The 24838-nt window shown below is 70.7% G+C and carries 26 protein-coding genes, 1 tRNA gene and 1 riboswitch; of the genes, 12 read left to right on the top strand and 15 right to left on the bottom strand.

The genetic code is table 11. The features are described from left to right. The first annotated feature begins 60 nt into the window (after positions 1-60). Positions 61-360 (top strand): hypothetical protein, encoded by a 300-nt coding sequence (locus tag SY84_RS06810; RefSeq protein ID WP_046843384.1) that lies wholly within the window; start codon positions 61-63, stop codon positions 358-360. Between the two features lie 198 nt (positions 361-558). Continuing rightward, the gene (locus SY84_RS06805; RefSeq protein ID WP_046843383.1) at positions 559-1152 is read left to right on the top strand and encodes a hypothetical protein; all 594 of its coding nucleotides are present in this window, start codon (positions 559-561) and stop codon (positions 1150-1152) included. A gap of 62 nt (positions 1153-1214) precedes the next feature. On the opposite strand, the gene SY84_RS06800 is transcribed toward SY84_RS06805, so the two are convergent. After that, a complete protein-coding gene (locus SY84_RS06800; protein ID WP_046845009.1) occupies positions 1215-1679 on the bottom strand; it encodes an SRPBCC family protein in 465 nt (154 codons plus the stop codon). A 113-nt stretch (positions 1680-1792) separates the two neighbouring features. Between SY84_RS06800 and SY84_RS06795 the strand changes: the two genes are divergently transcribed. Further along, positions 1793-2458, top strand: a complete 666-nt coding sequence (locus SY84_RS06795; RefSeq protein ID WP_052751070.1) for a nucleotidyltransferase family protein — start codon at positions 1793-1795, stop codon at positions 2456-2458. Between the two features lie 42 nt (positions 2459-2500). Here SY84_RS06795 and SY84_RS06790 read toward each other — a convergent pair whose 3' ends face one another. The 3 genes from SY84_RS06790 to SY84_RS06780 are packed head-to-tail and all read right to left on the bottom strand — an operon-like array spanning position 2501 to position 3733. After that, positions 2501-2881: a hypothetical protein gene (locus SY84_RS06790; protein WP_046843381.1), complete on the bottom strand. Its 381-nt coding sequence runs from the start codon at positions 2879-2881 to the stop codon at positions 2501-2503. A gap of 23 nt (positions 2882-2904) precedes the next feature. After that, positions 2905-3204 carry a hypothetical protein gene (locus tag SY84_RS06785; protein WP_046843380.1) on the bottom strand — a complete coding sequence of 100 codons (300 nt, stop codon included), beginning with the start codon at positions 3202-3204 and terminating at the stop codon, positions 2905-2907. A 49-nt stretch (positions 3205-3253) separates the two neighbouring features. Beyond that, the gene (locus SY84_RS06780) at positions 3254-3733 is read right to left on the bottom strand and encodes a GNAT family N-acetyltransferase (RefSeq protein WP_046843379.1); all 480 of its coding nucleotides are present in this window, start codon (positions 3731-3733) and stop codon (positions 3254-3256) included. 110 nt (positions 3734-3843) lie between these two features. Between SY84_RS06780 and SY84_RS06775 the strand changes: the two genes are divergently transcribed. Together SY84_RS06775 and SY84_RS06770 are read left to right on the top strand one after the other, a co-directional pair. Further along, positions 3844-4302 (top strand): RrF2 family transcriptional regulator, encoded by a 459-nt coding sequence (locus tag SY84_RS06775; RefSeq protein ID WP_046843378.1) that lies wholly within the window; start codon positions 3844-3846, stop codon positions 4300-4302. 76 nt (positions 4303-4378) lie between these two features. Further along, positions 4379-5464, top strand: coding sequence for a quinone-dependent dihydroorotate dehydrogenase (locus SY84_RS06770; protein ID WP_046843377.1), 1086 nt, complete (start codon positions 4379-4381; stop codon positions 5462-5464). A 59-nt stretch (positions 5465-5523) separates the two neighbouring features. Here the strand turns inward: SY84_RS06770 and sugE are convergent, their stop codons facing one another. The 8 genes from sugE to SY84_RS06730 form a co-directional block, all read right to left on the bottom strand. Beyond that, positions 5524-5844 (bottom strand): quaternary ammonium compound efflux SMR transporter SugE, encoded by a 321-nt coding sequence (sugE, locus tag SY84_RS06765; RefSeq protein ID WP_046843376.1) that lies wholly within the window; start codon positions 5842-5844, stop codon positions 5524-5526. Positions 5845-5861: 17 nt separating this feature from the next. Continuing rightward, positions 5862-5930, bottom strand: a riboswitch (guanidine-III (ykkC-III) riboswitch). 88 nt (positions 5931-6018) lie between these two features. After that, positions 6019-6726 (bottom strand): ABC transporter ATP-binding protein, encoded by a 708-nt coding sequence (locus SY84_RS06760; RefSeq protein WP_046843375.1) that lies wholly within the window; start codon positions 6724-6726, stop codon positions 6019-6021. After that, entirely contained in the window at positions 6719-7516 is a 798-nt protein-coding gene (locus SY84_RS06755) for an ABC transporter ATP-binding protein (RefSeq protein ID WP_046843374.1), read from the bottom strand. Before SY84_RS06755 ends, SY84_RS06760 begins: the two co-directional genes overlap by 8 nt. After that, entirely contained in the window at positions 7509-8486 is a 978-nt protein-coding gene (locus SY84_RS06750; protein ID WP_046843373.1) for a branched-chain amino acid ABC transporter permease, read from the bottom strand. Before SY84_RS06750 ends, SY84_RS06755 begins: the two co-directional genes overlap by 8 nt. Beyond that, the gene (locus SY84_RS06745; protein WP_046843372.1) at positions 8483-9349 is read right to left on the bottom strand and encodes a branched-chain amino acid ABC transporter permease; all 867 of its coding nucleotides are present in this window, start codon (positions 9347-9349) and stop codon (positions 8483-8485) included. The genes SY84_RS06750 and SY84_RS06745 overlap by 4 nt, the downstream gene beginning before the upstream one ends. Before the next feature lie 96 nt (positions 9350-9445). Then, positions 9446-10582, bottom strand: coding sequence for an ABC transporter substrate-binding protein (locus tag SY84_RS06740; protein ID WP_046843371.1), 1137 nt, complete (start codon positions 10580-10582; stop codon positions 9446-9448). 400 nt (positions 10583-10982) lie between these two features. Continuing rightward, a tRNA-Asn gene (locus SY84_RS06735) sits at positions 10983-11057 on the bottom strand. A gap of 99 nt (positions 11058-11156) precedes the next feature. Continuing rightward, positions 11157-11660: a GNAT family N-acetyltransferase gene (locus tag SY84_RS06730; RefSeq protein WP_046843370.1), complete on the bottom strand. Its 504-nt coding sequence runs from the start codon at positions 11658-11660 to the stop codon at positions 11157-11159. A gap of 170 nt (positions 11661-11830) precedes the next feature. Between SY84_RS06730 and SY84_RS06725 the strand changes: the two genes are divergently transcribed. Together SY84_RS06725 and SY84_RS06720 are read left to right on the top strand one after the other, a co-directional pair. After that, the gene (locus SY84_RS06725; RefSeq protein WP_046843369.1) at positions 11831-12835 is read left to right on the top strand and encodes a tRNA dihydrouridine synthase; all 1005 of its coding nucleotides are present in this window, start codon (positions 11831-11833) and stop codon (positions 12833-12835) included. Continuing rightward, positions 12832-13401 carry a DinB family protein gene (locus tag SY84_RS06720; RefSeq protein WP_046843368.1) on the top strand — a complete coding sequence of 190 codons (570 nt, stop codon included), beginning with the start codon at positions 12832-12834 and terminating at the stop codon, positions 13399-13401. The genes SY84_RS06725 and SY84_RS06720 overlap by 4 nt, the downstream gene beginning before the upstream one ends. 51 nt (positions 13402-13452) lie before the next feature. On the opposite strand, the gene SY84_RS06715 is transcribed toward SY84_RS06720, so the two are convergent. Continuing rightward, the gene (locus tag SY84_RS06715) at positions 13453-14406 is read right to left on the bottom strand and encodes a metallophosphoesterase family protein (protein ID WP_046843367.1); all 954 of its coding nucleotides are present in this window, start codon (positions 14404-14406) and stop codon (positions 13453-13455) included. A gap of 71 nt (positions 14407-14477) precedes the next feature. On the opposite strand from SY84_RS06715, the gene SY84_RS06710 reads away from it, so the two are divergent. The 5 genes from SY84_RS06710 (at position 14478) to SY84_RS15845 (ending at position 21410) form a co-directional block, all read left to right on the top strand. Continuing rightward, on the top strand, positions 14478-14732 hold the full coding sequence (locus tag SY84_RS06710) for a hypothetical protein (protein WP_046843366.1): 255 nt from the start codon (positions 14478-14480) through the stop codon (positions 14730-14732). Between the two features lie 141 nt (positions 14733-14873). Further along, the gene (locus SY84_RS06705) at positions 14874-15242 is read left to right on the top strand and encodes an MmcQ/YjbR family DNA-binding protein (protein ID WP_046843365.1); all 369 of its coding nucleotides are present in this window, start codon (positions 14874-14876) and stop codon (positions 15240-15242) included. A 71-nt stretch (positions 15243-15313) separates the two neighbouring features. Then, positions 15314-15829 carry a hypothetical protein gene (locus tag SY84_RS06700; RefSeq protein ID WP_046843364.1) on the top strand — a complete coding sequence of 172 codons (516 nt, stop codon included), beginning with the start codon at positions 15314-15316 and terminating at the stop codon, positions 15827-15829. 224 nt (positions 15830-16053) lie between these two features. After that, entirely contained in the window at positions 16054-16458 is a 405-nt protein-coding gene (locus SY84_RS06695) for a hypothetical protein (RefSeq protein ID WP_245621422.1), read from the top strand. Positions 16459-16460: 2 nt separating this feature from the next. Beyond that, complete coding sequence (locus SY84_RS15845; protein ID WP_052751069.1) at positions 16461-21410, top strand: DUF5724 domain-containing protein; 4950 nt, start codon at positions 16461-16463, stop codon at positions 21408-21410. Between the two features lie 196 nt (positions 21411-21606). On the opposite strand, the gene alaS is transcribed toward SY84_RS15845, so the two are convergent. Further along, positions 21607-24282, bottom strand: coding sequence for an alanine--tRNA ligase (alaS, locus tag SY84_RS06685; protein WP_081424529.1), 2676 nt, complete (start codon positions 24280-24282; stop codon positions 21607-21609). Positions 24283-24455: 173 nt separating this feature from the next. After that, positions 24456-24698 carry a hypothetical protein gene (locus SY84_RS16470; protein ID WP_157882918.1) on the bottom strand — a complete coding sequence of 81 codons (243 nt, stop codon included), beginning with the start codon at positions 24696-24698 and terminating at the stop codon, positions 24456-24458. Positions 24699-24838: the final 140 nt, after the last annotated feature.

The raw sequence follows: 24838 nt of genomic DNA, 5'->3' as shown, positions 1-24838 counted from the left end.
GTCCGGGCCGCGCCCGCCACGTGACGCTCCGGTGAGAGGCGTGCGCCTACCCTGAACGGCATGACGCTGCCCCTGCTGCTGTGCACCCTGATTGCCCTGACCTCCGGCCTGCACTTCGGGCACCGCTTCGCGCAGGCGCACCGCGCCGGACAGTCCCTGCTGCCCGCTGTGACCGCGCACAGCGCCATCGCCACCGCGCTGATCGTCCTGACCGTCCTGCTCGACCCGACCGACACGGGCCTGCTGTGGCTGGCCGTGGCCGCCGCCAGCCTGATCAGCCTCGCGCTGGGCGCGCTGTGGCCCACGCCCGCCGCGCGCCCCGTTGCCCTGGGCGACAGCGAGCTGCCCCAAGCCGCCTGACCCCGGGCCGCCTGAAACCGGGTCAACAGTCAGGACAGCCAGCGCAACCGGCAGGGACGCCGCCCCGTACTGGGGTTCAGGCGTCCCTGCCTGCCGTGCGTCCGGGCCGGACTTCACCGCACCTTTCGGCGGACGCGTCCGCGCCGCCCGGCCCGCTAAGCTGACCTCACCCGCCCCTGCCGGGGCACCGGAGTCCCCATGAGCGAGCGCCGAACCCTGACCACCCTGATCCGCCTGGGCCGCGCCCTGACCGACCCGGACGCCGACCCCGCCCGCGACGCCGCGCAGGTCGCCCGCCGCACCGTGCAGGCCCTGAGCGAACCCGTCCACGAGGCCCGCGCTGGACTGCGCGCCCGCGCCCGCGACCTGCGCGACCGCGCCTCGCAGCGCGCCGACGAACGCCTGGAACGCCTGATCACCGAACGCCGCGGCGAGCAGGACCCGGAGATCCTCGCGCTGCTCGAGCAGCGCCGCGCGGCCCGCGAGGCCCGCACCCGCCAGGAGGACGCCCGGCGCATCCTGTTGGCCCACGCGCAGACGCCCCCGCAGCGGCAGGTGCTGCGCGCCGTGCTGGACGTCACCCCCTGGGCCGGTGGCGTGCCCGGCGAACTGCGGTACACACAGCTGCTCGATCGCCTGGCGCCCGGCGGGGACGCCGAGAGCGAGATGAGCGTCCACCGGGCCATCTGGACCCTCGCGGAGGCCGGGGTGTTGGCCGTCTCGCCGCACGGCGTGGTGAGCGCCGCGCCCCCCCGCCCCCCGCAGGCGCTGCCGGGCCCGGCCGACCGCTGACGGCACGACCGGCGTCCCCGGGGCGACGTGCCCCGCGTGGCGCCGGTCGCTGCTCATGCGCCCTACGCCAGCGTCCCGGCGGACGCGCCCACGTTCGCGCTCATGTTCTCAAAGGTCTTCGAGATCAGCTTCTGCGCCTGCGCGTCCAGCAGCCGCCCACCCACCGTTGCGACCGGGCCGCGCATGGTCGCGTCCCCCGTCCAGTCCAGGGTAGTCGTGCCGTCCCCGTTGTCCACGACGTCCGCGCCCGCCGTCAGGTCCACGACGCTGCCCAGCCCGCCGCCCTGCACCTTCACGTTCACGCGGTTCGCGGCCGCGTCGGGCAGCACCTCGATCTTGAACTTGAACTTCCCGCGCACCATGCCCACACCCACCTGCACGGTGGCGTCCATGTGCGTCTGGTCATGCACGACGACCTCCTGCACGTCCGGCAGGCAGCGCGCCACCCGCTCGGGGTCCTGCACGAACGCCCACACGGCGGCGGGCGGCGCCTGCACCTTCTCCTGACCTGAGTAACTGAGTTTCATGACCTGACCTCCTGACAGAGCGCCGCCCACGCGGCGACCCCTGAACTGATGGAATGACGCTGCCCAGTGTAAGCCGGGCCCGGTTGCAGAAAGATTGGCCTAGCATGCAGACCATGCCCACCCCACCCCAGGCGCCCGTCGCGGGCGTGCTCCTCGCCGCCGGACGCAGCGCCCGCATGGGCCGTCCCAAACAGCTCGCGCTGCTGGCGGGGCGGCCGCTGGTCCGGCACGCCGCGCAGGCCCTCGCGAACGGCGGGCACGACGCGCTGCTCTGCGTCATCCCGCCCGGCGAGGTCGGGGACGGCATCCGCGCGGCCCTGGCGGGCCTGCCGTTCGCGTTCGTGGTGAACCCCGACCCCACGCGCGGCCTGGGCAGTTCCTTCCGCGCCGCCGTCGCCGCGCTGCCAGGCGAACTGGACGGTGGGCTGGCCGCCGTGAACTTCGCCCTGGCGGACATGCCGCTGCTGGGCGGCGCGCAGCACGCCGCGCTGGTTACCGCGTTCCGCGAGAGCGGCGCGCCCGTCGTCCTCGCCCGCTACGCCGACCCCGGCGCGGAACCGGTCCGGGCGCCCCCGCACCTGTTCCGCGCGGACCTGCTGCGCGCCGTGCAGGGCACCCCGGACGCCGACCACGGCCCAAGAGACCTGATCCGCGCGCACGCCGCGCAGGCCGTCACCCTGACCTTCCCCACGCAGCTCCTGCTCGACGTGGACACGCCGGACGCCCTGGCGCAGGCCGAGGCACTGCTCGCCGCGCAGACGCTCAGAACGTCTGAATGAACGCCTTCCAGCCCGCGAACGACCGCCGCGTCGTCCCGCTCTTCACGCGCATCTGCGCGATCTGCTCCAGCCCGGCTGGGGCCACCCACTGAGCCTGAACGCCCGGCGGATCATCGCCGCGAACACCGCCTCGTTCCCCGCCGACAGCACCCGCTCCCCGGCGGCCCGCAGGATGTCCGCGTAATTCACGCCGCTCTTCACGATCAGCGCCTGCCAGTACGCCGTGTCCCCACCCGACGGCGCCCGGCCCAGGCTGTCCAGGTACGCCCGCTCGATCAGCGCCGAGCGCACCCCGCCCACATGCGCGTCCTGCAGGTACGTCCGCGTGAACGCCACCAGACTGGCGTACGTGCTCTCCGGCTGCTGGCTGAGTTTCGTCAGCAGCTTGAAGAAGGGATTGTTCGGACACAGGCGCACCTCCATGGACGTCTGCGTAACATGCGTGATCACCTCCGCCAGCTGCCGTGCAGCAGGCCCAGCAGCGCCGCCCGCAACTGCGCCTGCTGCGCGCCACTCAGCCCGTCATCCCGGAACCCCGGCTTCGCCCAGTCGCTTCGCTCCCGAATGGTCGACGGGCGCCCGAACACCTCGCGGTACATCCCGTCCACCTGCCCGTTCGTGGTGAGCGTCCCCTCAGCCTCCTGACCACAGACGATCAGGAAACAGTCGGCGTGTGCGGGCGCGGCAGTCAGCGGGGCGAGCAGTGCCACGGTCAGCGGCGCGCGGCGGACAGAGGAGGTCGTCATGCCCGGCAGCGTAGACGCGAGGGCGTTGAGGGCGCGTTGCAGGCCGCTGTCAGTCCAGCGGCAGCGTCATCACCCACTGCGGCCCGATGCGGCCCTCGCGGGTGGCGGTCACCTGAAAGCCCGCCTTCTCGTACACGCGCCGCGCACCGGGATTGCGCTGGTTCACGACCAGAATCACCCGCCGCGCCAGCGGGTACAGCGCCCGCACGAGTCCCGGCAGGGCCCGCATGGCGGCCGTACCCACGCCGCGCCCCTGCTGCGCCGCGTCCACGCTCAGGGACGAGAGGGCCACCGCGTCCGGGTCGGGGGCCGTCAGGTACCGGTCGCGGTACGCCCCGACCGCCAAGACGAAGGCACCTGCGACCGCGCCCCCACGCAGCACCGTGATCAGCTGCCGCTGCGGGTCGCCCGGCACGCTGTCCAGCAGCTCGGCCGGGTGGGTGGTGAAGTCGGCCTGCGCGGCGGGGAGCGTCAGGGCGCGCAGGGCAGCGGCGTGATCCGGCTGGACGGATTGAAGGGTGACCGGCATGCCCGAGTCTGCCACGCCCGGGGTCGTCCGCTTCCAGTTCCTGGGAATCCTTCTCAGTAACTCCTGAATTCCTTACACTGCACCCGGAATTGCGGGGTAGAATGCGGTTTATGTGGGTGTCGACGAAAGCACAGTACGGCCTGCGCGCCCTGATCGAGATCGCGCGTGGTGACGGCAACGCCGTGCCCCTCAAGGACGTCGCCGAACGCCAGGGCATCAGCCAGCACTACCTGGAGCAGATCGCCAGCAACCTGCGCCGCGCCGGGTTCATCAAGAGCATCCGCGGCGCGCACGGCGGCTACCGGCTCGCGCGGGCCGCGCGGGACATCAGCGCGTACGACGTGGTGACCGCCATGGAGGGCAGCATCGCGCCCGTCTCCTGCGTCGAGGACGACCACATCTGCGACAGTCAGAACGTGTGCGGCACCCAGAGTCTCTGGTACCGCGTGGACGCTGCGCTGCGCGACGTGCTGGGCGGCACCACCCTCGCGGACCTGATCGAGGACAGCAATCGCCAGCAGCACGCCCGCCTCGTGCAGATCGACCCCAGCTACCCGCACCTGGGCTGACGGTGAACAGTTGATGGTTGATGGAACCGCGCGTCCGTCAACCATCAACTTTTGCCCATCCTCTATCCTGAAGGCCGTGTACCGTTCGCTGATCAAGCCGCTGCTGTTCCGCCTGGACGCGGAGGACGCCCACCACCTCACGATCGGCCTGATGGACGCCGCGTCCCGCGTGCCCGCCTGGCCCGCCCTGGCGCGGCGCGTCACGGCGCCCGCATCCCCCATGCTGGAGCAGACGCTCTGGGGACAGCCCTTCACGTCCCCGGTAGGGCTCGCGGCGGGCCTGGACAAGAACGGCGTGGCCGTCCCGGCATTCACGGCGCTGGGCTTCGGTTTCCTGGAGGTCGGGACCGTCACGCCCCTGCCGCAGCCCGGCAACGACCGCCCCCGGCTGTTCCGCCTGCCCCAGGACGGCGCGCTGATCAACCGCATGGGCTTCAACAACGCCGGGATGACCGACCTGCACGCCCGCCTGGGCGCGCTGGGCGCGCGGCCCGCGCCGGTCTGGGTGAACATCGGGAAGAACAAGGTCACCGCGAACGAGGACGCCGCGCAGGACTACCGCCGCTGCGTCGCCGCGCTGCAGGACGTCGCGGACGGGTTCGTCGTGAACGTCAGCAGCCCCAACACGCCCGGCCTGCGCGCGTTGCAGGGCGCGGACGACCTGGGCGCCCTGGTGCGCGAGGTCCTGCAGGAAGTCGAGGCGCAGCGCGTGCGGACCCTGAAGGCTCCCCCGGTCCTCGTGAAACTCGCCCCGGACCTGCACCCCGCAGACTTCGAGGCCAGCGTGGACGCCGCCGTCACCGCGGGCGCGGCGGGCCTGATCATCAGCAACACCACCCTCTCCCGCGACGGCCTGACCCACCCCAACCAGCGCGAAACGGGCGGCCTGAGCGGACGGCCCCTCACGCGCCGCGCCACTGAACTCGTGCGCGCCGCGTACCGGCAGACCGGTGGGCGCGTCCCCATCGTCGGTGTGGGCGGCATCTTCAGCGCGCAGGACGCCTACGACCGCATCCGCGCCGGGGCCACGCTGACCGAGGTGTACTCCGCCCTGATCTTCGAGGGACCCGGCCTCGTCCGTGACCTGAACACCGGCCTGGCGCGCCTGCTCGCCCGCGACGGCTTCACGCACGTCCGTGAGGCCGTCGGCACCGCGGGCTGACCGCCTGACCGGCAAGGGGGCGGAGGATTCACTCCTCCGCCCCCTGCACATGGTGGGGGTCAGTGGCCGCTGGTGGCTTTCAGGCCGATGATGGACACGATCATCAGGATCATGAACGCCACGCGGGCGGGCGTGACGCTCTCGTGGAACAGCACGATGCCCAGGATGGCCGCGCCGACCGCGCCGATGCCGACCCACACGCCGTACGCGGTGCCGATCGGAAGGGTCTTGGCGGCGAGGCCCAGCAGGCCCATGCTGGCGATCATGCTCAGCAGGGTCAGGGCGGTGGGGACGGGGCGGGTGAAGCCTTCCGTGTACTTCAGGCCAATGGCCCAGCCGATTTCGAGCAGTCCGGCGATGATGAGCAGAGTCCATGCCATACGGGACACCTCCAGTGTCTCGCCGTCTTGTCGTGACCGGGTACGGCGGTGCTCTCGTCCGGAGTGCGTCCCCTGAGGGGCGACTGACACCCAGTGTAGCGGGGCGGTGTAAGCACCCGCTGAGCAGAGAATGGAGGCCGGGCGATCACCCGGCCTCCACGTCTGTGCACCTGTCTACACGCCCAGGTAGGCGCTGCGGACGCGGTCGTCGGTCATCAGGGCGTGCTGCGTGCCCTCCAGGGTCAGGCGCCCGCCTTCGAGCACGTAGCCGCGGTGGGCGATGCTCAGCGCCGCGAAGGCGTTCTGCTCGGCCAGCAGGACGGTCACGCCGGTCTCGTTGACGCGCTGCACGGCGCTGAACACCTGCTCGACGACCAGCGGCGCCAGACCCAGGCTGGGTTCGTCCAGCAGCAGCAGTTGCGGGCGGGCCATGAGCGCGCGGGCGATGGCGACCATCTGCTGCTGCCCGCCCGACAGGCTCCCGGCGGGCGCGTGGCGTTTCTCGATCAGGGCGGGGAAGAGGTCGTACGCGCGTTCCAGTTCGCGGGCGGTTCCGGCGGGGTCGCGGCGGTGCACGAACGCGCCGAGGCGCAGGTTCTTCTCGACGCTCAGTTCAGGGAACAGCAGGCGTCCCTCGGGGCACTGCGCGACGCCGCTGGCGACGTTGAGTTCCGGGCGGCCGGTGGTGAGGCTCGTGCCGTTCCAGGTGGCGCTGCCGCCCGAGGGGCGGTGCAGGCCGCTCAGGGTGCGGAAGAGGGTGCTCTTGCCCGCGCCGTTCGCGCCGAGCAGTACGACGATCTCGCCGCGCTGCACGCTGAGGTTCAGGGCGTGCAGCGCCGTGAAGGGGCCGTAGCGGACGGTCAGGTCTCGGATCTCAAGCATGCGCGGCCTCCCCACCCTGGCCCATCTGCCCGCCGTGCGCGTGCGACCCCAGGTACGCCTCGATCACGGCCGGGTCGCGGCTGACCTGCGCCGGGGTGCCCTGCGCGATCAGCTGCCCGTGGTGAAGCACCAGGATGTGATCGGCGAGTCCCATCACGAGGCTCATCTTGTGCTCGACCAGCGCAACGGTCAGGCCGCCCGCGACCAGTTCGCGGATCAGGGCCATGAGGTTCACGGTCTCCTCGGGGTTCATCCCGGCTGCCGGTTCGTCCAGCAGCAGCAGTTTCGGTTCGCTGGCGAGCGCCATGGCGATCCCCACGCGTTTCTGGCCCTCCTGCGTCAGGGCCCCGGCGGGCAGGTGCGCCTGCCGGACCAGCCCCACGCGTTCCAGGGCGCGCAGCGCGCCGTCACGGCTGCCCTGCGCGTCCTGGCGTTCGCGGGGGGTGCGCAGCAGCGCGTCGAGCAGTCCGGCGCGCGTGCGGACGCGGTGGCCGATCATGGCGTTCTCCAGCACGCTCAGTTCGCGGTAGATGGTGGTCGTCTGGAACGTGCGGGCCACGCCGCGCGCGACGACCTCGTGGGTAGGGCGGCGGGTCAGGTCCTCACCCTGGAAGCGGACAGCGCCCGTGGTGGGGCGGTAGAAGCCGCTGATCAGGTTGAAGAACGTGCTCTTGCCCGCCCCGTTCGGCCCGATGATCGCGGTGATCTGCCCGGCCGGAATGCTGGCGGTCACGTCCCTCACGGCGTGCAGCCCGCCGAAACGGATGCCCAGGTTCTCGACGTCAAGCACCGCTGACCTCCTTGGTCTTCGCCGTGCGGGCGGGTCGGGCGGCGCGCAGCCGCGCCCACAGGCCCGCCAGGCCGTGCGGGGCGTACATCACGAGCAGCACCAGCAGCGGCCCGAACACGATGTACTGGTAGTCCTGCAGGCCCTTGAGCGTCTGGGTGAGGCTGTAGATCAGCGCGGTGCCCAGCAGCGGCCCCGCCAGCGTCCCCAGGCCCCCGACGAGCAGGTACAGCAGCACTGTGAAGGTCGTGGTGGGCCCGGTCACCGCCGAGCCCAGGAAGCCCACGTACGTGGCGTACAGGCCGCCCGCCAGTCCGGCCAGCGCCGTGGAGAGCATCATGGCGCGCAGCTTGTGGGTGTACACGTTCACGCCCGCGCTGCGCGCCAGATCCTCCCCGCCGCGGATGGCGAGCAGGGACAGCCCGAAGCTGCTCGCGCGGGCACGCGCCACGATCAGGACCGTCAGCGCCAGCGTCAGCAGCGCCAGCAGGTAGAAGCCCCCGGACAGTTTCAGGCCGATGGCGCGCGACGCCTCCTCCAGCCCGGCAGGGGCAGGGACGCCGTTCAGGCCGTCGTTCCCGCCAGTCAGGTCGTCCCACTTGTTGATCACCAGCGTGATGATCACGCCGACACCCAGCGTGAAGATCGAGAAGGCGTCCCCGCGCGTGCGGAACGCCACCAGCCCCAGCAGCAGCCCCGCCAGCGCCGCCAGCAGGGTCCCGGCGGGCCACGCCAGCCAGAAGCTCCACCCGGCCTTCAGGGTCAGGATGCCGGTCGTGTACGCCCCGATCCCGAAGAACCCGGCGTGCGCCAGCGGCAGCAGGCCCGTGTACCCCAGCATGACGTTCAGGCCGTACGCGAGCACCGCCCACAGCATGATGTTCACGCCGACGTCCAGCAGGTACCCGCTGGGTTGCAGGAACGGCACCACGGCGGCCAGCACGAACAGCGCGGGCCAGATCAGGCGGCTCACGTGCCCTTCCTGAACAGCCCCTGCGGGCGCAGCGCAAGCACGACCACCAGCATCGCGAAGCCGATCACGTCCGCGAAGTCCAGGCTGATGTAGAAGCCCCCGAAGACCTCCGTGAACGCCAGCAGGAACGCGCCCACGATCGCGCCCGGTACGCTGCCCATGCCGCCCAGGATGATGATCGCGAACACCTTCAGGTTCATGACCTCACCCATGCTGGGCGTCACCGCGTTGATCGGCGCGATCAGGCTCGCCGCGACCGCCGCGAGCGCCCCGCTGATCGCGAAGGTCAGCATCCCGACCCGGTTGGTGTTGATGCCCACCAGCCGCGCGCCCTCACGGTTCTGGCTCATCGCCTCGATGGTCGCGCCGGTCAGGGTGCGTTTCAGGAAGTAGTTCAGGCCCAGCATCACCAGTACGCTCGCCGCGACGATCAGCAGCCGCTGCCACGTCAGCGTCACGCCGCCCAGGTTCACGATGCCGGGCAGCGGCTCGGCGATCTGTTTGAAATCCGGCCCGAATACCTTCGGGTGCGAGATCAGCGCCTCCAGGAAGAACAGCACCCCGATCGCCGCGATCATCGGGTGCACGTGCGGGGCGTTGCGCAGCGGGTGGAAGATCACGCGCTCCATGAGTGCGGCCAGCAGCGCCACGCCCACCGCCGACAGCAGCAGCGCGGGCAGGAACCCCACCTTCAGACTTGTCAGCGCCGCGTACGTCAGGTACGCGCCCAGCATGTACAGCCCGCCGTGCGCGAAGTTCGGGACGCGCATCACGCCGTACACCAGCGTCAGCCCCAGCGCCACCAGGGCGTACACGCCCCCCAGCGCCAGCGCGTTGAACAGTTGTTGCAGCACCGTCGACAAAACCCGTTCCTCCCCGGTTGGTTGTGTGAAACGGCGCGCCGGGCACACGTTCGCCCGGCGCGCACAGTGATCAGTTCTTGAAGTACCGCCCGCCGCTTACTTGAAGGTCTTGATCAGGCGCAGGCGGGTGTACTGCCCGCCCTTGACGCTGGCCACGACGAATTCCGCGTCCACGTGCCCCTTATCGGTCACGCCGAACAGCTTGTACACCGTCTTGCTCTGCGGCAGCGCCTTCGAGGCGGCGTTCAGCTGCGCGCGGATCGCGACCGGGTCGTCGGTCGTCCCGGCGAGCTCCATGGCCTTGGCGATGATGTTCATGCCCATGTAGTTCAGCGCCGCCTCGCTGGTGGGGATCTTCTTGTACATGCGCTGGTACAGCGTCACGAACAGTTGCGTGCCCGCGAATTCCTTGGTGGGCAGCACGCCCACGCTGCCGTCCAGGTAGCTGCGCGGGATGACCTGGTCCATCTGCTCGAATTTCGCCTGGTCCATCACGATGAACCCGCCCTTGAAGCCCTGCTCGCGCGCGGCCTTCACGACCAGCGCGGTGGGCTGGCTGGGCCCGCCGATGAACAGCACGTCCGGTTTCTCCGCCAGGGCCTTCGTGACGGCGCTGGAGTAGTCCACGGTGGTGTTGTAATCCACGCCGTTGTTCGACAGGACCGTGCCGCCCTGTTTCTTCCACTCGTCGCTGATCGCGTCCGTCCACTGCTTGCCGTACGCGCTGGTCGTCCCGATCAGGCCCAGGCGTTTCCCGAAGGCCTTCATCTGCGTGGCGGTGAAGGGCTGCAGGTAGTTGTCGTAGCGGGGCGGAAGCATGAACGTCAGTGGGTTGCGGCTGTCCAGGATCTTCGGTTCGCTGGAGTACGCCACCAGCAGGAATTCCGGGTCGCGGTTCGTCAGGGGCTGGACGGTCAGGATGCCCCCGGCGTGCGGCACGAAGACGATGTCGATGCCCTGACTGGTCAGGCGTTTGACGTTCGTGGCGGTCTCGTTTGGCAGGTAGCGGTCGTCCAGCGCGACCAGTTTGAACGTGACCTTCTCGCCCTTGACGGTCACGCCCGAGCGGTTCAGTTCGGCGATGGCCATGTCGATGCCGCTCTGCACGTCCTTGCCGTAGAAGGCCGCGCCGCCCGACAGGGGACCGGAGTACCCGATGTTCACGACCTTGTCGGCCAGCGCGGAGCTGCCCGCCAGGGCCAGCAGGGTGGGGAAGAGGAACCGTTTCTTCATACGACCTCCCGCTAATTCAGCGCGCCCAGGCCCGGTGCCGGTGGCCTCGCTGAACACAGTTCAAGTTGTGCGTGCCGTTCATGCTGGCATGCCCCCCGGGGGGTGTCAATCGGCTTTGGCACATACAGCTTCCAGCGCCCCCAACAGGTGGCAGGTCAGATGCCGCATTCACCTGGCATACGGACACCAGTTCGGGGAACACCCACAGCGGTCCGTCCACCCTACGCCGCCGCTGGCGTGACGGGACGGTCGCAGAGCGGCACGGGCGGAAGGTGGGCTCACGCGGGACGCCGCGGGCCCTCCCACCAGCGCAGAGGGCCTTGCGGGGCGCCAGGCACGCCCATCCCCTGGCGCACGCCGGGAACAAGAAGAAACCCCCTCCGGAGAGGGGGTCTTGATCTGGCTCGGCAGGTTGGGGTCGAACCAACGACCGTCCGATTAACAGTCGGATGCTCTGCCACTGAGCTACTGCCGAATACTGAGCCTGCGGCCGTTTCCGGCGCGAGAGGGATAGTAGCACGGCCCCCCATGCCGCGCAAGTCCCGGCGGGACAGAGGGCGGCGGGAGGCGCGGGTCAGTCGCTGGCAACCTGCACGCCGGGCGCAGGTGGGGTGCGCGGCGGCGTGAGCGGATGGGCGTACCAGCTCATGACCGGCCGGGCGTCCATGGTGAAGGTGTAGCCCAGCCGCTCCCAGAAACGCGCGCCGCGCGGGTTCTCGCCCAGCACGCTCGCCAGGATGCGGGTGGTGCCGGGCGGCACGCGGGCCTCGAGGTGACGCACGGCCTGTTCACCCAGACCCTGGGACTGGCGGTCCTCGCGGATCAGCAGCAGGTTGATGGTCAGGTCGCCGGGTTCGGGGTAGTCGTGCTTGCAGTCGAGGCTGCCGAACAGCTCGCCACGCTCGTCGTACAGGAGTTCGAGGCTGCGGCGCGGGTCGAGCAGCGCAATTTCCACGTCGCGTTCGACGTCCTTGATGTGGGGAACGCGGGTGCCCAGCAGCGCGAAGTACCCGGGTGCGGCGGCGTAGAGTTGATGAAGCAGCGGCGCGTGGTGCAGCGCCAGCGGCGTGGCGTTCAAAGTAGGGGCCTCCCCCGTCCGGCGAAGGTGGGCAAGAAGGATGCAGGCGCAGGTTGCCGGACTGACCCTGAGCATACCCGCTGCCCCGCCTGCCCACCATGAATCCCGCCGCCGGGTGGGCTTCAGGCCCACTTCACCCGCTGGGAGGGGGGGTGCGCTACCCTGCCGGGATGAACGGCCCCGGCTTCTACCAGTCCCGCCTGCAGCGTCCCGGCGCGGTCCTCGCCCCGATGGCGGGCTACAGCGACGCGCCCATGCGTCAGCTGGCGGCCGAGCAGGGCGCGCTGTGGACCGTCAGTGAGATGATCAGCGCGCGCGGCCTGATGGGCGGCGGCGACACCGAGAAACTGAACCTGGGCCGCCCCTACCCCGGCGAGCAGGGCCGCGTGGTGCAGCTGTTCGGCGCCGAGCCAGAGGTGCTGGCCGGTGCAGTCGCCCGCGTAGAGGCGTGGTTCGCTCCGGCCGCAATCGACCTGAACATGGGCTGCCCCGTCCCGAAGATCCGCGGGAAGGGCGGCGCGTGCCTGCTCCAGACGCCCGAGACGGCGTACGACCTCGTGCGGGCCATGCGCTCGGCGACCACGCTGGACGTCAGTGCGAAGATCCGCCTGGGCTGGGACCACGACCGCAGCGTGGAGGTCGCGCAGGGCCTGGAGGCCGCCGGGGCCGCGCTGATCACCGTGCACGGCCGCACCAGCGCCCAGCGGTACACCGGTGAGGCCGACTGGGACGCGATCGCACGCGTGGCGTCTGCCGTGAAGGTGCCGGTGGTGGGCAGCGGGGACATCACCACGCCCGCTGCGGCCCTCGAGCGCCAGCGCATGGGCGTGGCCGCCGTGATGATCGGGCGCGGCGCGGTCGGGAACCCCTGGATCTTCCGCGCGCTCGCCAGCGGAGAGGACGCCTGGCCCGGCGTGCAGGAACGCGCCCGCACCGCGCTGCGCCACGCCGAACTGCAGGAGCAGTTCTACGACGATGACACCGGGCGCCTGACGCTGCGCCCGCTGCGCAAGGTGCTGCCGCAGTACCTGCCGGACTTCCCGGAGCTGCGTGGTCCCCTGACGCAGGTGCTCACGGCGCAGGACGTGCGTCAGGTGCTGGCCCCCCTGCTGGGTGCAGCGGCGTCCGACGTCACCCCGGCCCGCCCGGCAGAGTATGCTGTGAGTCATTCATGAACGTCCGCGAGTACTACGCCTACCTGACCGCCGCGCGAGAGCAGCTCTGGAACTACCTGCGCGCCCTGCCGCAGGCTGATCTGGACCGCAACCTGATCGAGGACGCCGACCGCTTCCACTCGATCAAGGACCTGCTGCTGCACGTCACGGACGTCGAGGATCACTGGGTGCACGGCATCGTTCTCGGGGACGGCGTGCAGGGCCTGTACCCGCACGACTGGGTGCGGCCCCAGGCGCAGCAGTACGACCTCGGGTGGATCCTCGACTACAGCCGTGAGGTCACGCGGCGCACCTGCGCCTTCCTGGACAGCGAACCGGACCTGAACCGCAGCGTGAAGCTCGTGCAGGACGACCCGGCCAGCGACACCGTCACCCTGGATCAGCTCATGTGGAACGTCATGACCCACGAGGTGCGCCACACCGCGCAGATCGCGCTGATGATCCGCCAGCTGGGCCACACGCCCCCCTGGCTGGACTACATGCGCTTCGTGCGGCCCCAGAGCACCTCCGCGCAGGCCGGCGCGCCCGACCTGGACGAGGACCTGGACGACACCGACGAGCTGTAGGGTGCACCCGTCCGGAGGCCGTCACCTGCGGGTGCGCGGCCTCCGGTCGTCCTACCGGAAGTCGCTCACGCGCACGAGCGGGCCGTTCAGGCCGTCCAGCCGCGCCGGGAGGCTCGCCGGGTCCACCGGCTGGCCGGTCGCGGCATCCACCGTCTCGAAGGTCGCGCGGCCCTGCGAGGGCCACACGGTCAGCAGCGTCACAGTGCTGCGCGCCGTACCCGGATGCCCCACGTAGTCCCGGCCGCCGATGCCCCCGGCCGACAGGACGTTCAGGCGGCCCAGCCGCGCCGGGTAGAACGCCGCGTGGTGCCCGTGCACGTAGGCCAGCACGCGCCCGGCCTCCATGATCTGCCGCAGCGCCGGAGCGTCCCGCAGCACCTCGCCAGGGCGGTTCTTCCCGGCGCTCACCCCGGCGAGGGGCAGGTGCCCCAGGACCAGCCGCGCGCCCGCCGCCCGCGCGGCCGGGGAGGCCAGCTGCGCGGCGAGCCACGCCCGCTGCCCGGCGGAGACGTCCGGCCCGCTCGCGTCCAGCGACGCGACGAACACCGCGCCGCTGCCCAGCGTGAAACTGAACCGGAACGGGAACGCCGCGCGGTCCACGAACGCCAGCGGGGGCACGTGCGCGGCCCAGTACGTGGCGGCCTCGCGCCGGTCACGGGGACTGCGGGGGCTGGCGTCGTGGTTACCCAGCGTGAACGCGAACGGAATGCCCGCGCGGGTCAGGGGCTCGCGCACCTCCCGGTCGAAGGCCGCCCACATGGCCCGCACCTGCGCGTCCCCCAGGCTGGCCTGCTGAGCGCCGATCAGGTCGCCGGGGGAGAGCACCGCGTCGGGCTGCCACTCGTTCACGATCCGCGTCACGCTGCGGGCCAGCGGGGCGGGGTAGGTCGTGCTGCCGTACGGCCCGTTGAAGTCCCCCAGGATCGCCAGGCGCACCGGCTGGGCAGACGGTGACAGGGGGGCCGCCGAGAGCAGCAGCGGCAGCAGGAGCACGAGTCGGCGCATGGGCCACAGTTCATCACGGCACCTTGAGCGAATCATCAGCCGCCCCACGCATCGCCGCGCCACGCTGAGGCATGACCCCCGATGACACGCTGCCCGTGAACCCCACCCTGGCCCCCCACACGCCGCCCACCACGCCGGACGCCCACGCCGGGCAGGGCCCCATGCCGGACGCCCTCCCGGACGCCCCGCCGGTTCCCGCCCCGAGCACGGACGGCCTGAACGCGCAGGAGGTCGCCACCCTGATCGGCGGCGGGGACGCCAGCCGCGCCGAGGCGAACGAGGCCCTGGCCAGCGCCGAGGGCCTGGACGACCCCAGCGAGAGCTGATACGGATGCCGTCTGTTTCGGTGACCACCGGGTCGCCAACTCCACGCCCGGAATCCGTTCGGCTCTGAATCGCATCCGCTCGGGTTGAGTGGTGTGCCAAAACCGTTCAACCGGAGTCCATTTGAGGCGTACGCTGGGCCCATGCAGTCCATCGCCGACCTGCGCGCCCTGTGCGCCGCGCTGCCGCACTCGCGCGAGACGTTCCCGTTCGGCGCGACGACCCTGGTGTTCAAGGTCGGCCCCGACGCCGCCGGGAAGATGTACGCCCTGACCGACGTGCAGGCCGACCCCGTGACCGTCTCCATGAAGGTGCGGCCCGAACGGGGCGACGAGCTGCGTGCCGCGCACCACGCGATCACGCCCGGGTACCACCTGAACAAACGCCACTGGGTGACCGTGACGCTGGACGGCCGCGTATCGCCGGAGCTGATCCGTGAGCTGATCGTGGGCAGTCACGCGCTCGTCGTGGGTGGCCTGACCCGCGCGCAGCGCGAAGACTTGGGCCTGTGAGGGGGCCGGAGCACCAGGACACCCCTGCGCGGTACGGGAGACGGCGGGACCGTACCGCGCGGCGACTGTACATGAGAGGGCTGGGTCTGACGGGACTGTGGCTGGCGGCCCTGCTCACGCTGGGGGCGTGGCTGGGCGTCTGGGTGACCCTCGCCCCGGCGCGGGCGACGCTGCGGGACGCGCAGGCGACCCTGACGCGGCTGGACGGGCAGCTGGCGGACGTGCAGGCGAGCCTCGCCCCCCTGGATGTGCTGGCCCGCCCCGAGGCGCTGGAGGCCGCCCGCACCCTGGAGGCGCTCAGCGAGGCGGCCGGGCGCGTGCCGCTGCTGACCACCCTGTTCCCGGACGGCGCCCTGACCCGCAGCGCCGACGCCGCCCGCGACTGGCGCGGCGCGCTGGAAGACCGCAGCGCGTGGCCCGCCCTGGCCGACGCCCGCGCGCAGGTGCAGGCGTGGCGGGCGCAACTGCGCGTCCTGTCCACGCGCCTGACCCTGCTGACCGTGGGCGGCGCGGCCCTGCTGACCCTGCTGTGCGCGTGGTTCGCGGCCGGGCAGCTGGCCCTGATCCGCCTGAGCCGCCCGGGCTGACTGAGGTGCTCCGGACCGTATCGTTGGCCCCGCTGGATATTCACGCCCACGTCGGTCGGCATACCGGGGTGCGAGGTGGGCCGGGCAGCTCGTCGGTGTGCCCACGTAAGGTGAAAACCTGCCAGCTAATTACGCCCTTTACATAATGGCCCGGGCGGGGTAGAGTCGAACGTGAACAAAGCACCATTCCCACCCGCCCTCACTCCACGGGAGGTCACCCCCGCATGATCGTCGAAACGAAACTCCTGGGCCGCCGCACGCCCTTCGAACGCCGCCCCATTCCCCTGACCGGCGACACCCACACCCTGGAAAGTCTGCTGACCGCACTGGTCGAACACGAACTCGCCGCGTACCACGAACGGCAGGCGGGCGTGGGCGTCCTGCGCGTCCTGACTGAACGCGAACTGGAGGACGCCGCCCTGACCGGCCGCGTGGCCGTGGGCCCGCAGGACCGCGCCGCGACCGTCACCCCGGACGAGGCCACCCGCACCGCCCTGACGGCCTTCCGCGACGGGCTGTACTACGTGTTCCTCGACGACGAGCAGCTGACCGATCTGACGGCCCCCGTCACCCTGCGCCCCGACAGCACCCTGCTGCTGCTGCGCCTGACCGCCCTGGCAGGAGGCTGATCATGGACATTCAGGACCACCTGCGGACCTTCCAGCAGCCCTGGACACCCGGCTTCGACGCGCGCGTGGCGGCCCTGCCCGCCCCGTGGGCCACCCTGATCAGGGCGCACGTGAAGGGCGTTCGCGACCAGCAGGAACGCCAGCGGCTTCAGGACGAACTGGTGGACGCCCTGCACGCCAGCACGCCCGAGGACCGGGACGCCCTGGCCGCCGCGTTCTTCCCGCACTTCCCGGCGCTGGCCGCCCGCACGCTGCACGCCATCCTGACCCGCCACCCGTACCCGCAGGGCTACGCCCGCCGTGCCTTCCGCGCCCCCGGCCACCGGCTGTCCGCCGCGCACGCCGCGCACTGGCTGTGGCAGGCGTGGCACACCACCCGCGACTACCCCCAGAACGCCGAGTGGTTCGCGGTGCACGCGGGCCTGCTGAACCCCTGGGAGGCCCAGGGCCTGGGCCTGCTGCTGGGTCAGGCGATCAGCGACGGCGACGAGGCGATCTTCCAGATCCTGCGCGACACGGCGGGCACGCAGCACCCGGTCGCCCGGATGGGCCGCCACGTGCCCCTGGCCCTGCTGAGCAGCACCCGCGAGGACGCCTGGACGCTCGCCGAGGGCCTGCTGCTCGCCGCGCAGCGCCAGGAGGGCCTGCGGCAGGTGATCCTCGAGACCGTGGACGAGGCCAGCGCGGACGCCTTCACCCGCACGCTGCGCCTGATCCTTCAGGAGGACCTGCTGCGCTTCGCCGCCACCCTGCGCGCCGCGTGCGTGTGGTTCGGCCTGAACTACGACGTGACCGACCTGAAGGTCGTCCGGGCGCACCTCACCCGCGCGCTGACCTTCCTGGACGACCCGCAGGCCGCGCGGGAGGCCGTGCAGGGTGGCGAGGGGGTGGACGCCTACCTCGCGCTGTTCACGCTGGGCATGCGCGACGCCGTGCAGGCCGCCGACCTTGCCCGCACGGTCCTGACCGACACCGATCCGGCCCGCCGCATGGCCGCCGCGCAGTTCCTGACCGCTGCCGAGCTGCTGACCGACGACGACCGCCGCGCCCTGCTGACCGACGCCGACCTGCGCCTCGCCGCGCTGGCAGGGAGCGCCGTGAACCGCTGGGGCATCGGCTCGTTCCCGCACACCTTCGAGGAGTTCGAGGCGTACGCCCTGCGCCTCCCGGACAGCGCCTGGCACGACCCGCTGCTGTTCCCCTGGCTGGGACACGTCCCCGCCCGCGTGGAGGCCCTCGACGCCCTGCCCGCCCTGCGCGGCGAGCGGCCCTTCACGGCCCTGACCCCGCACCTGAGTGGACTGAGCGCGTACGGCAAGACCGCCCTGCTGCGCAGCCTGAAGGACCACGCGGCGGCGCACCCGCTGGACGCGTCCACCCGCGCGCTGCTCCTGACGCTGCTGCAGGACCGCAACAGCAACGTGTCGCAGGAGGCCGTGGCCGTCATGGCGCACTTCACGCCCGACCCCGCCGAGGTCGACGTGGTGCACGGCCTGCTCAGGCGCAAGAGTGCCGACCTGCGCCGCGGCCTGATCCGCCTGCTCGCCAGCGACCCCGCGCAGGCGCAGCGCAGCGCCCCCGCCCTGCTGAGCGGCCCCAACACCGATCAGCGGCAGGCGGGCCTGCAACTCCTGATCGAGACCGGCGCCGCGCCGCCCGCCGACTTCAGCGCGAAGAACGTCACCGAGGCCACCCTGCTGGCCCGCCTGACCGAACCGGACACGCAGCTGACCCTGGCCGACGGCCTGGGCCTGTTCGACCCTGCACGCCTCACCCGGCCCCAGGCCCCGCAGCCCCGCGAGCGCGACTACCCCGCAGACGTCACGCGCGGCGCGGCCCTCCTGCGCGACCTGGACGCCCTGCTCGTCACCCACCGCGAGACCCCGCTGACCGGCCCCGGCTGGGACGGTCAGGAGACCCAGCTGCTGGGCAACGTGCGCCCCTGGCAACTCCGCCCGGGCAAGGACGGACAGCCCATGCCGCTGTGGGACGTCTGGACCGGCTGGTGGCAGGACCGCCCGGACGCGCAGGACGGTGACCTGACCCGGCTGCACTGGGCGCTGAGCCACTTCGTGAACCGCACCGGGACCACCGACGCCGAACTTCAGGACGAACTGGACGGCAACGGCGCGCAGGCCGCCACGCCCGACACTGTCGCACTCGAAGCAGCCGCACTCGACACGGCCGTGCTGGACCTGCTGGGCCTCGACCAGGAAGGGCTGGACGACCTGCTGGCCGACGCCGACGAGGACGACCTCGCCGAGCATCAGGCCGCCCGCACCGCCGCCGAGGAGCGGCAGGACCTGCTGCGCCGCACCCTGCACCGCACGCTGGGGCCGCTGGTCACGCTGCGCCTGGAACACCCGGACCTGGCGCGCGTGATCGTGGACGCCCTGCACGCCGCGCACGCCACGCCCCTGGACACCGACCTCGCCCTGGACGCCTGGGAGACCGCGCTGGTCTACCTACCAGGGGACGCGCGCATGCAGACCGACCCGCTGCGCTCCTGGTGGCAGGAGGACCCCCGCGACCTGCTGAACCCGATCATGCCGCGCGGTGACTGGCGCACCTGGACGCCGGACCAGCAGCGGCGCTTCTGGGCGCTGCACCTGCACCGCGGCGCGGGGTACCCGAACCTGCCCCGCCAGCGCGTGAACACCGCGCTGCTGCTGCATGCCTACGCGCAGGGCTGGGCGACCACCGACGACCTGCTGGACACGCTGATCGGCCCGCGCCCGGAACGCGGCCGCCACTACTACGGGCACGATTTCGACGACCTGGGCACCTACACCCGCCGCACCCTGAAACCCGAGTGGCCCACCCACCCCGACTGGGAGGCGGCCGTGAATCGCGTCCGGGACCGGGTGCTGGAGGTCGAACTGGCCCGCGGTGACCTGGAAACCCCCGCCACCGCGCCCGCCCTGGCCCTGAGCAGCATCCACGGCGCAGACCTGACCCTGCGGCTGCTGGCGGGCATGGGGAAGAATCCCCTCAAGCGCGGCTACCAGGGCCGCAACGAGAGCCGCGACGTGACCTTCAGCCACCTGATCCGCGTGGCATTCCCACAGGCAGGGGATACGCCCGAGTCCTTCCGCGCGCAGGCCGCCGCGCTGAACCTGCCGGACACCCGCCTGCTGGACCTCGCCATGTTCGCGCCGCAGTGGGCGCCGCTGGTCGCGGGCGCGCTGGGCTGGCGCGGCCTGAAGGACGGCGTGTACTGGCTGCACGCCCACACCCGCGACAGCAACTGGAGCGTCCCGCAGGAGGTCCGTGACGCCTGGGAGGCCGAGATCGGCGAGCGCACGCCCCTGAGCCCCGCCGACCTGACCGAGGGCGCCGTGGACGTCGCCTGGTTCCGCCAGACCTTCAAGGCACTCGGCGGGGCGCGGTTCAGCGCGCTGCTGGACGCCGCCAAGTACGCCAGCAGCAGCGGCGGGCACAAACGCGCCGAGACGTACGCCCGCGCCATCCTGGGCGAACTGAAAGAAGACGACCTGACCGCCCGCATCACGGCGAAACGCAACCAGGACGCCGTGCGCGCCCTGGGCCTGCTACCCCTGGCCCGAGCGAAAGGGAAGGCCGCGCGGGAACTGGAGGGCCGCTACCGCCTCATCAGCGACTTCCGCCGGGACGCGCGGCAGTTCGGCGCGCAGCGGCAGGCCAGTGAACGCCGCGCCGCGGACATCGGCCTGCTCAACCTTGCCCGCAGCGCCGGGTACGCCGACCCGCAGCGCCTGATGTGGGCCATGGAGGCCCGCACCGCCCCCGACTGGACGGCGGCCGTCACCGACGGCGACCTCCGCGTCGGCATTCACCTCAGCCCGGACGGTGAGGCCAGCCTGACCGTGACGCGCGGCGACAAGCCCCTTAAGGCCCTGCCGCCCGCCCTGAAGAAACGCCCGGACGTGCAGGCCCTCCAGGCCGCCGCGAAGGAACTGGGCGCCACCCGCAGGCGCATGCGCGCCGCGCTGGAGGAGACCATGATCCGCGGCGACCACATCCAGCCGCAGGAACTCACGGACCTCGCCGCGCACCCCGTCATCGCGCCCATGCTGCGCAGTCTCGTGTGGGTGCTGAACGAAACGCACCTCGGCTGGTGGACCGGCGACACCCTCGACACGCCCAGCGGACCGCAGCCCATCGGCGACCACGCCCTGCGCCTCGCGCACCCGCACGACCTGTACGCCAGCGGCCACTGGCCCGCCTTCCAGGCGCAGGTCATGGACCGCCAGATCACGCAGCCCTTCAAGCAGGTGTTCCGCGAGTACTACCCCCTCACCACCGCCGAACAGGGCGCGCGGCGCGTCACCCGCTACGCCGACCAGCACGTCCAGCCCGGCAAGGCCGCCGCCCTCCTGAAAACGCGCGGCTGGATCACCGTCCCCGAGGAGGGCGTCCGCAAGACCTGGCACGCCGAGGGCATCAACGTCTGGCTGGACACCAGCGTCGGCTATGGCACCCCGAACGAGGTCGAGGGGACCCCGGTCAATGCCGCGTACTTCATCCGCCGCGACGCCACCGAACCCATGCTCCTGAGCGAGGTGCCCCCCCGCCTTCTGAGCGAGACGCTGCGCGACCTCGACCTGATCGTCTCCGTCGCCCACGTCGGCGGCGTCGATCCCGAAGCCACCAAGAGCACCACCGAGATGCGCGGGGCCCTGCTGCGCGAAACCCTGCGCCTCCTGAAACTCACCAACGTCCGTGTCCAGAGTGACCACGCCCTGATTGAGGGCCACCACGCCCGCTACACCCTGCACCTCGGCAGCGGCACCGTCCACCGCCAGCCCGGCGGGTACCTGTGCATCATCCCCGTGCACAACCAGCAGCAGGGGCGCATCTTCCTGCCCTTCGCCGACCCCGATCCCCGCACCGCCGAGGTCATCAGCAAGGCCCTCCTGCTCGCCCAGGACCGCCAGATCCAGGACCCCACCATCCTCGAACAACTCAGGTAACCCGACAGGGCAGAGGCGGGAGCATCACGCTCCCGCCTCTGCTGTTGTGCTGTTCACAGCGGTTTCCAGTTCCATGGAGGGGCCAAGGGCACGCCCCTCCATTCCACTTCCAACCGCTGTCCTGTTCAGGTACTCGCTCTGCTCGATTCAGAGGTATCGAAGGGCTTGCTCGATACCTCTGAATTCTGCCGCCAGTTCAGAACGCAGTGTCGAGCGCGCCCAGTGCGGCGTCGGTGTCGGTCACGCCCGCCTGCGCCATGTCGGGGCGGCCGCCGCCCTTGCCGCCACCCGCCGCAGCCAGTTTGCCGATCAGCTGCCCGGCGTGCGCGCCGCGGGTCACGGCGTCCTTGGTGGCCTTCACGACGAGGCCCTTCTCGCCCGCGACGATGACCATGTCCGCGCCGCTCTGGTCGAGGAGCTTGTCAGCCGCGCCGCGCAACTCGTTGCCTTCCAGGCCCGCGAGCTTCAGCGCGGCGACCCGGAAGCCACCCAGCTCGCGCGTCTGCGCGGCCCCGCCGTTGCCACCGCCCATCTGCGCCTCGGCCAGCTGACGCTTGACCGCCGCGACATCCTTCTCGGCCGCTTTCAGCTGCGACTGGAGGCCGCTCACGCGCGCTTCCAGGCCGTCCACGCTCGTATTCAGGAGGCTGGCAACCTTCGCGGCGGCGTTCAGGCGCTCACGGACCCACGCGGTCGCGGCGTCCCCGGCGAGCGCCTCGACGCGGCGCACCCCGGCGGCCACGTTCTCATCCCCGAGGATCACGAACGCGCCGATGTCCCCGGTGCGGCGCACGTGCGCCCCGCCGCACAGTTCCATGCTGCTCACGGGCTGCCCGGCGTACTCCACGCTGCCACCCACGCGCACGACTCGGACGGTCTCGCCGTACTTCTCGCCGAACAGCGCGGTCGCGCCCGCCGCCTTCGCGTCCGCGATGGGCATCTCCTGCCACGTCACGGGGAAGTTCGCACTCACCCAGCGGCTCACGAGCAGTTCCACCGCCGCGATCTCCGGCGCCGTCAGGGCCGAGCCGTGCGAGAAGTCGAACCGCAGGCGATCCGGGGCGACCAGCGACCCCTTCTGCGCCACGCCCTCACCCAGCACCGCCCGCAGCGCCGCGTGCAGCAGGTGCGTCGCCGTGTGGTGCCGCTCCGTGGCGCGGCGCTCGCCGGACACCACGCCGCGCACGCTGACACCCTCGCGCAGCTCGCCCTCCTCGACCAGCACGTCATGCAGGAACACACCCTGCGGCGTCTTGCGGGTATCTCGCACGATCCCGGCGCCGCCGTCCCACTCCAGGCGGCCCGTGTCACCCACCTCACCGCCACCCTCGGCGTAGAACGGCGTGCGGGACAGCACCACCGTCGCCTCCGACCCGGCCGTCAGGTGACTCAGGCGCTCGCCCGCGCCCATCAGCGCCACCACGTCCGCCTGCACGCTCAGCTCGTCGTACCCCACGAACTCCGTGCGGGCGAGGCCCTCCAGCGCCTCCTGGTTCCCGCCGAACAGTTCACTCTTGCCGTACTTACTCCCGGCCCGCGCGATCTCCTGCGCGTTCTCCAGGCTCTCGGCGTACCCGGCCTCGTCCACCGTGATGCCGTACTCCTCGGCGATCTCCAGCGTCAGGTCCACCGGGAAGCCGTACGTGTCGTACAGCACGAACGCGTCCTGCCCGGACAGCACCGCGCCGCGCTCCATGCCCGACAGCAGCCCGCCCAGACGCTGGATGCCGCCCTCCAGCGTCTTCAGGAAGCGTTCCTCCTCGGCCTTCACGGACGCCTCCACCTTCGCCTGGTTGTCGCGCAGCTCGGGGTATGCACTGCTCATCCCCTCGACCACCAGCGGCACGAGCTGGAACAGCGTCGGCTCGCGGAAGCCCAGCAGGTATCCGTGCCGGATCGCGCGGCGCATGATCTTGCGCAGCGTGTACCCACGCCCCGTGTTGCTGAACGGCGTGCCGTCCGCCAGGATCATGCTCACCGACCGCAGGTGCTCCGCGACCACGCGGTGCGACACGCTCACCTCACCCTCGTAGGGCTTCCCGCTCAACTCGGCGACCCGCGCCACGATCGGCGCGAACACGTCGTTGCTGTAGAAGTCCGGCACGTCCTGCACCACGCTCGCCACGCGCTCCAGGCCCATGCCCGTATCGATGTTCTTGAACGGCAGATCCCGCAGCACCGGCGTCCCGTCCGCCAGCGGCTCCTGCCGGTCGAATTGCGGGAACACGAGGTTCCACACCTCCAGGAACCGCGCACTCTCCCGCGTCTGGAAGTAATCCCCCCAGGTGTCCTCCCCGTACTTCGGGCCCCGGTCGTAGTAGATCTCGCTGCACGGCCCGCACGGCCCGTTCGGCCCCTCCAGCGGCGCGTTCGCGGGCCAGAAGTTCTCATCCGCATCGAAGCGGTGGATGTGGCTGGCATCCAGGCCGATCTCCTGCGTCCAGTACGTGAACGCCTCCTCGTCATCCTTGTAGATGGTCACGTACATCTTGCTGGCGTCCATGCCCATCCACTCGGCCCCGGTCAGGAACTCCCACGCCCAGTGAATCGCGTCCCGCTTGAAGTAATCCCCGAAGCTGAAGTTGCCCATCATCTCGAACAGCGACAGGTGCCGCCGCGTGCGCCCCACGTTCTCGATGTCACCCAAGCGCACGCACTTCTGCGCCGTCGTCACGCGCCTGTTCGCCACGCCATCGAACACCGCCGGGGCGCCCATGAACTGATCCTTGAACGGCTGCATGCCCGCCACCGTGAACAGCGTCGTCGGATCCGGCGCGACCGTGCTGTAACTCGGCAACCGCAGGTGCCCCTTCCCCTCGAAGAACTGCAGGTACTTCTCCCGAATCTGCGCCGTCGTCAGCGAAACCGTCATAACGCAAAGTCTAGCGCGCCCACCCAGACCGCACACCCCGCCACACAGACGGCACCAGCCCACGCCAACCAGCCTACCCAGACAGCAAAACGCGCCCAGGCAGGACGGCCAGGCGCAAGCAAGAGGATTTCAGGCGCTCAGTATGTGAATGATTGGCAGTATGACCTTAAAATTTATTTTGATGGTGGATATTGCGTTTTTGGCATAATGCCGAACTCTAGACGGCCTTTTTTTGGCTTCATGCTTGGGTCTGGTGAGCTTCGAATGTATGCCACCATTTGAATTCCGGAGGATTTGAATTCTTTAATTATTGCATAATCTACTGCTTTATCATCGACAAGGGCGCTTGCTGCGAAAAGATCATTTTTGATGTCAAGATCTTTTAGGCCATAAAACTTATAGAACAGGTCGATCATTTTGCAATCGTTCGGACTTGGCCCGTACAGCAGACTCCCTTCGCCCAGAAAGATGCTGTACCTGTTGGGATATTTTTTATTATTATTGATGAACAACTGTGTGTTTTTCGTAATACTTTGATTGTTAATTTTGTACCTTT

It is taken from the genome of Deinococcus soli (ex Cha et al. 2016), assembly GCF_001007995.1.
Lineage (GTDB): Bacteria > Deinococcota > Deinococci > Deinococcales > Deinococcaceae > Deinococcus > Deinococcus soli.
The sequence above is the reverse complement of the archived record's forward strand: the minus strand, read 5'-3'. Positions and strand labels throughout refer to the sequence as shown.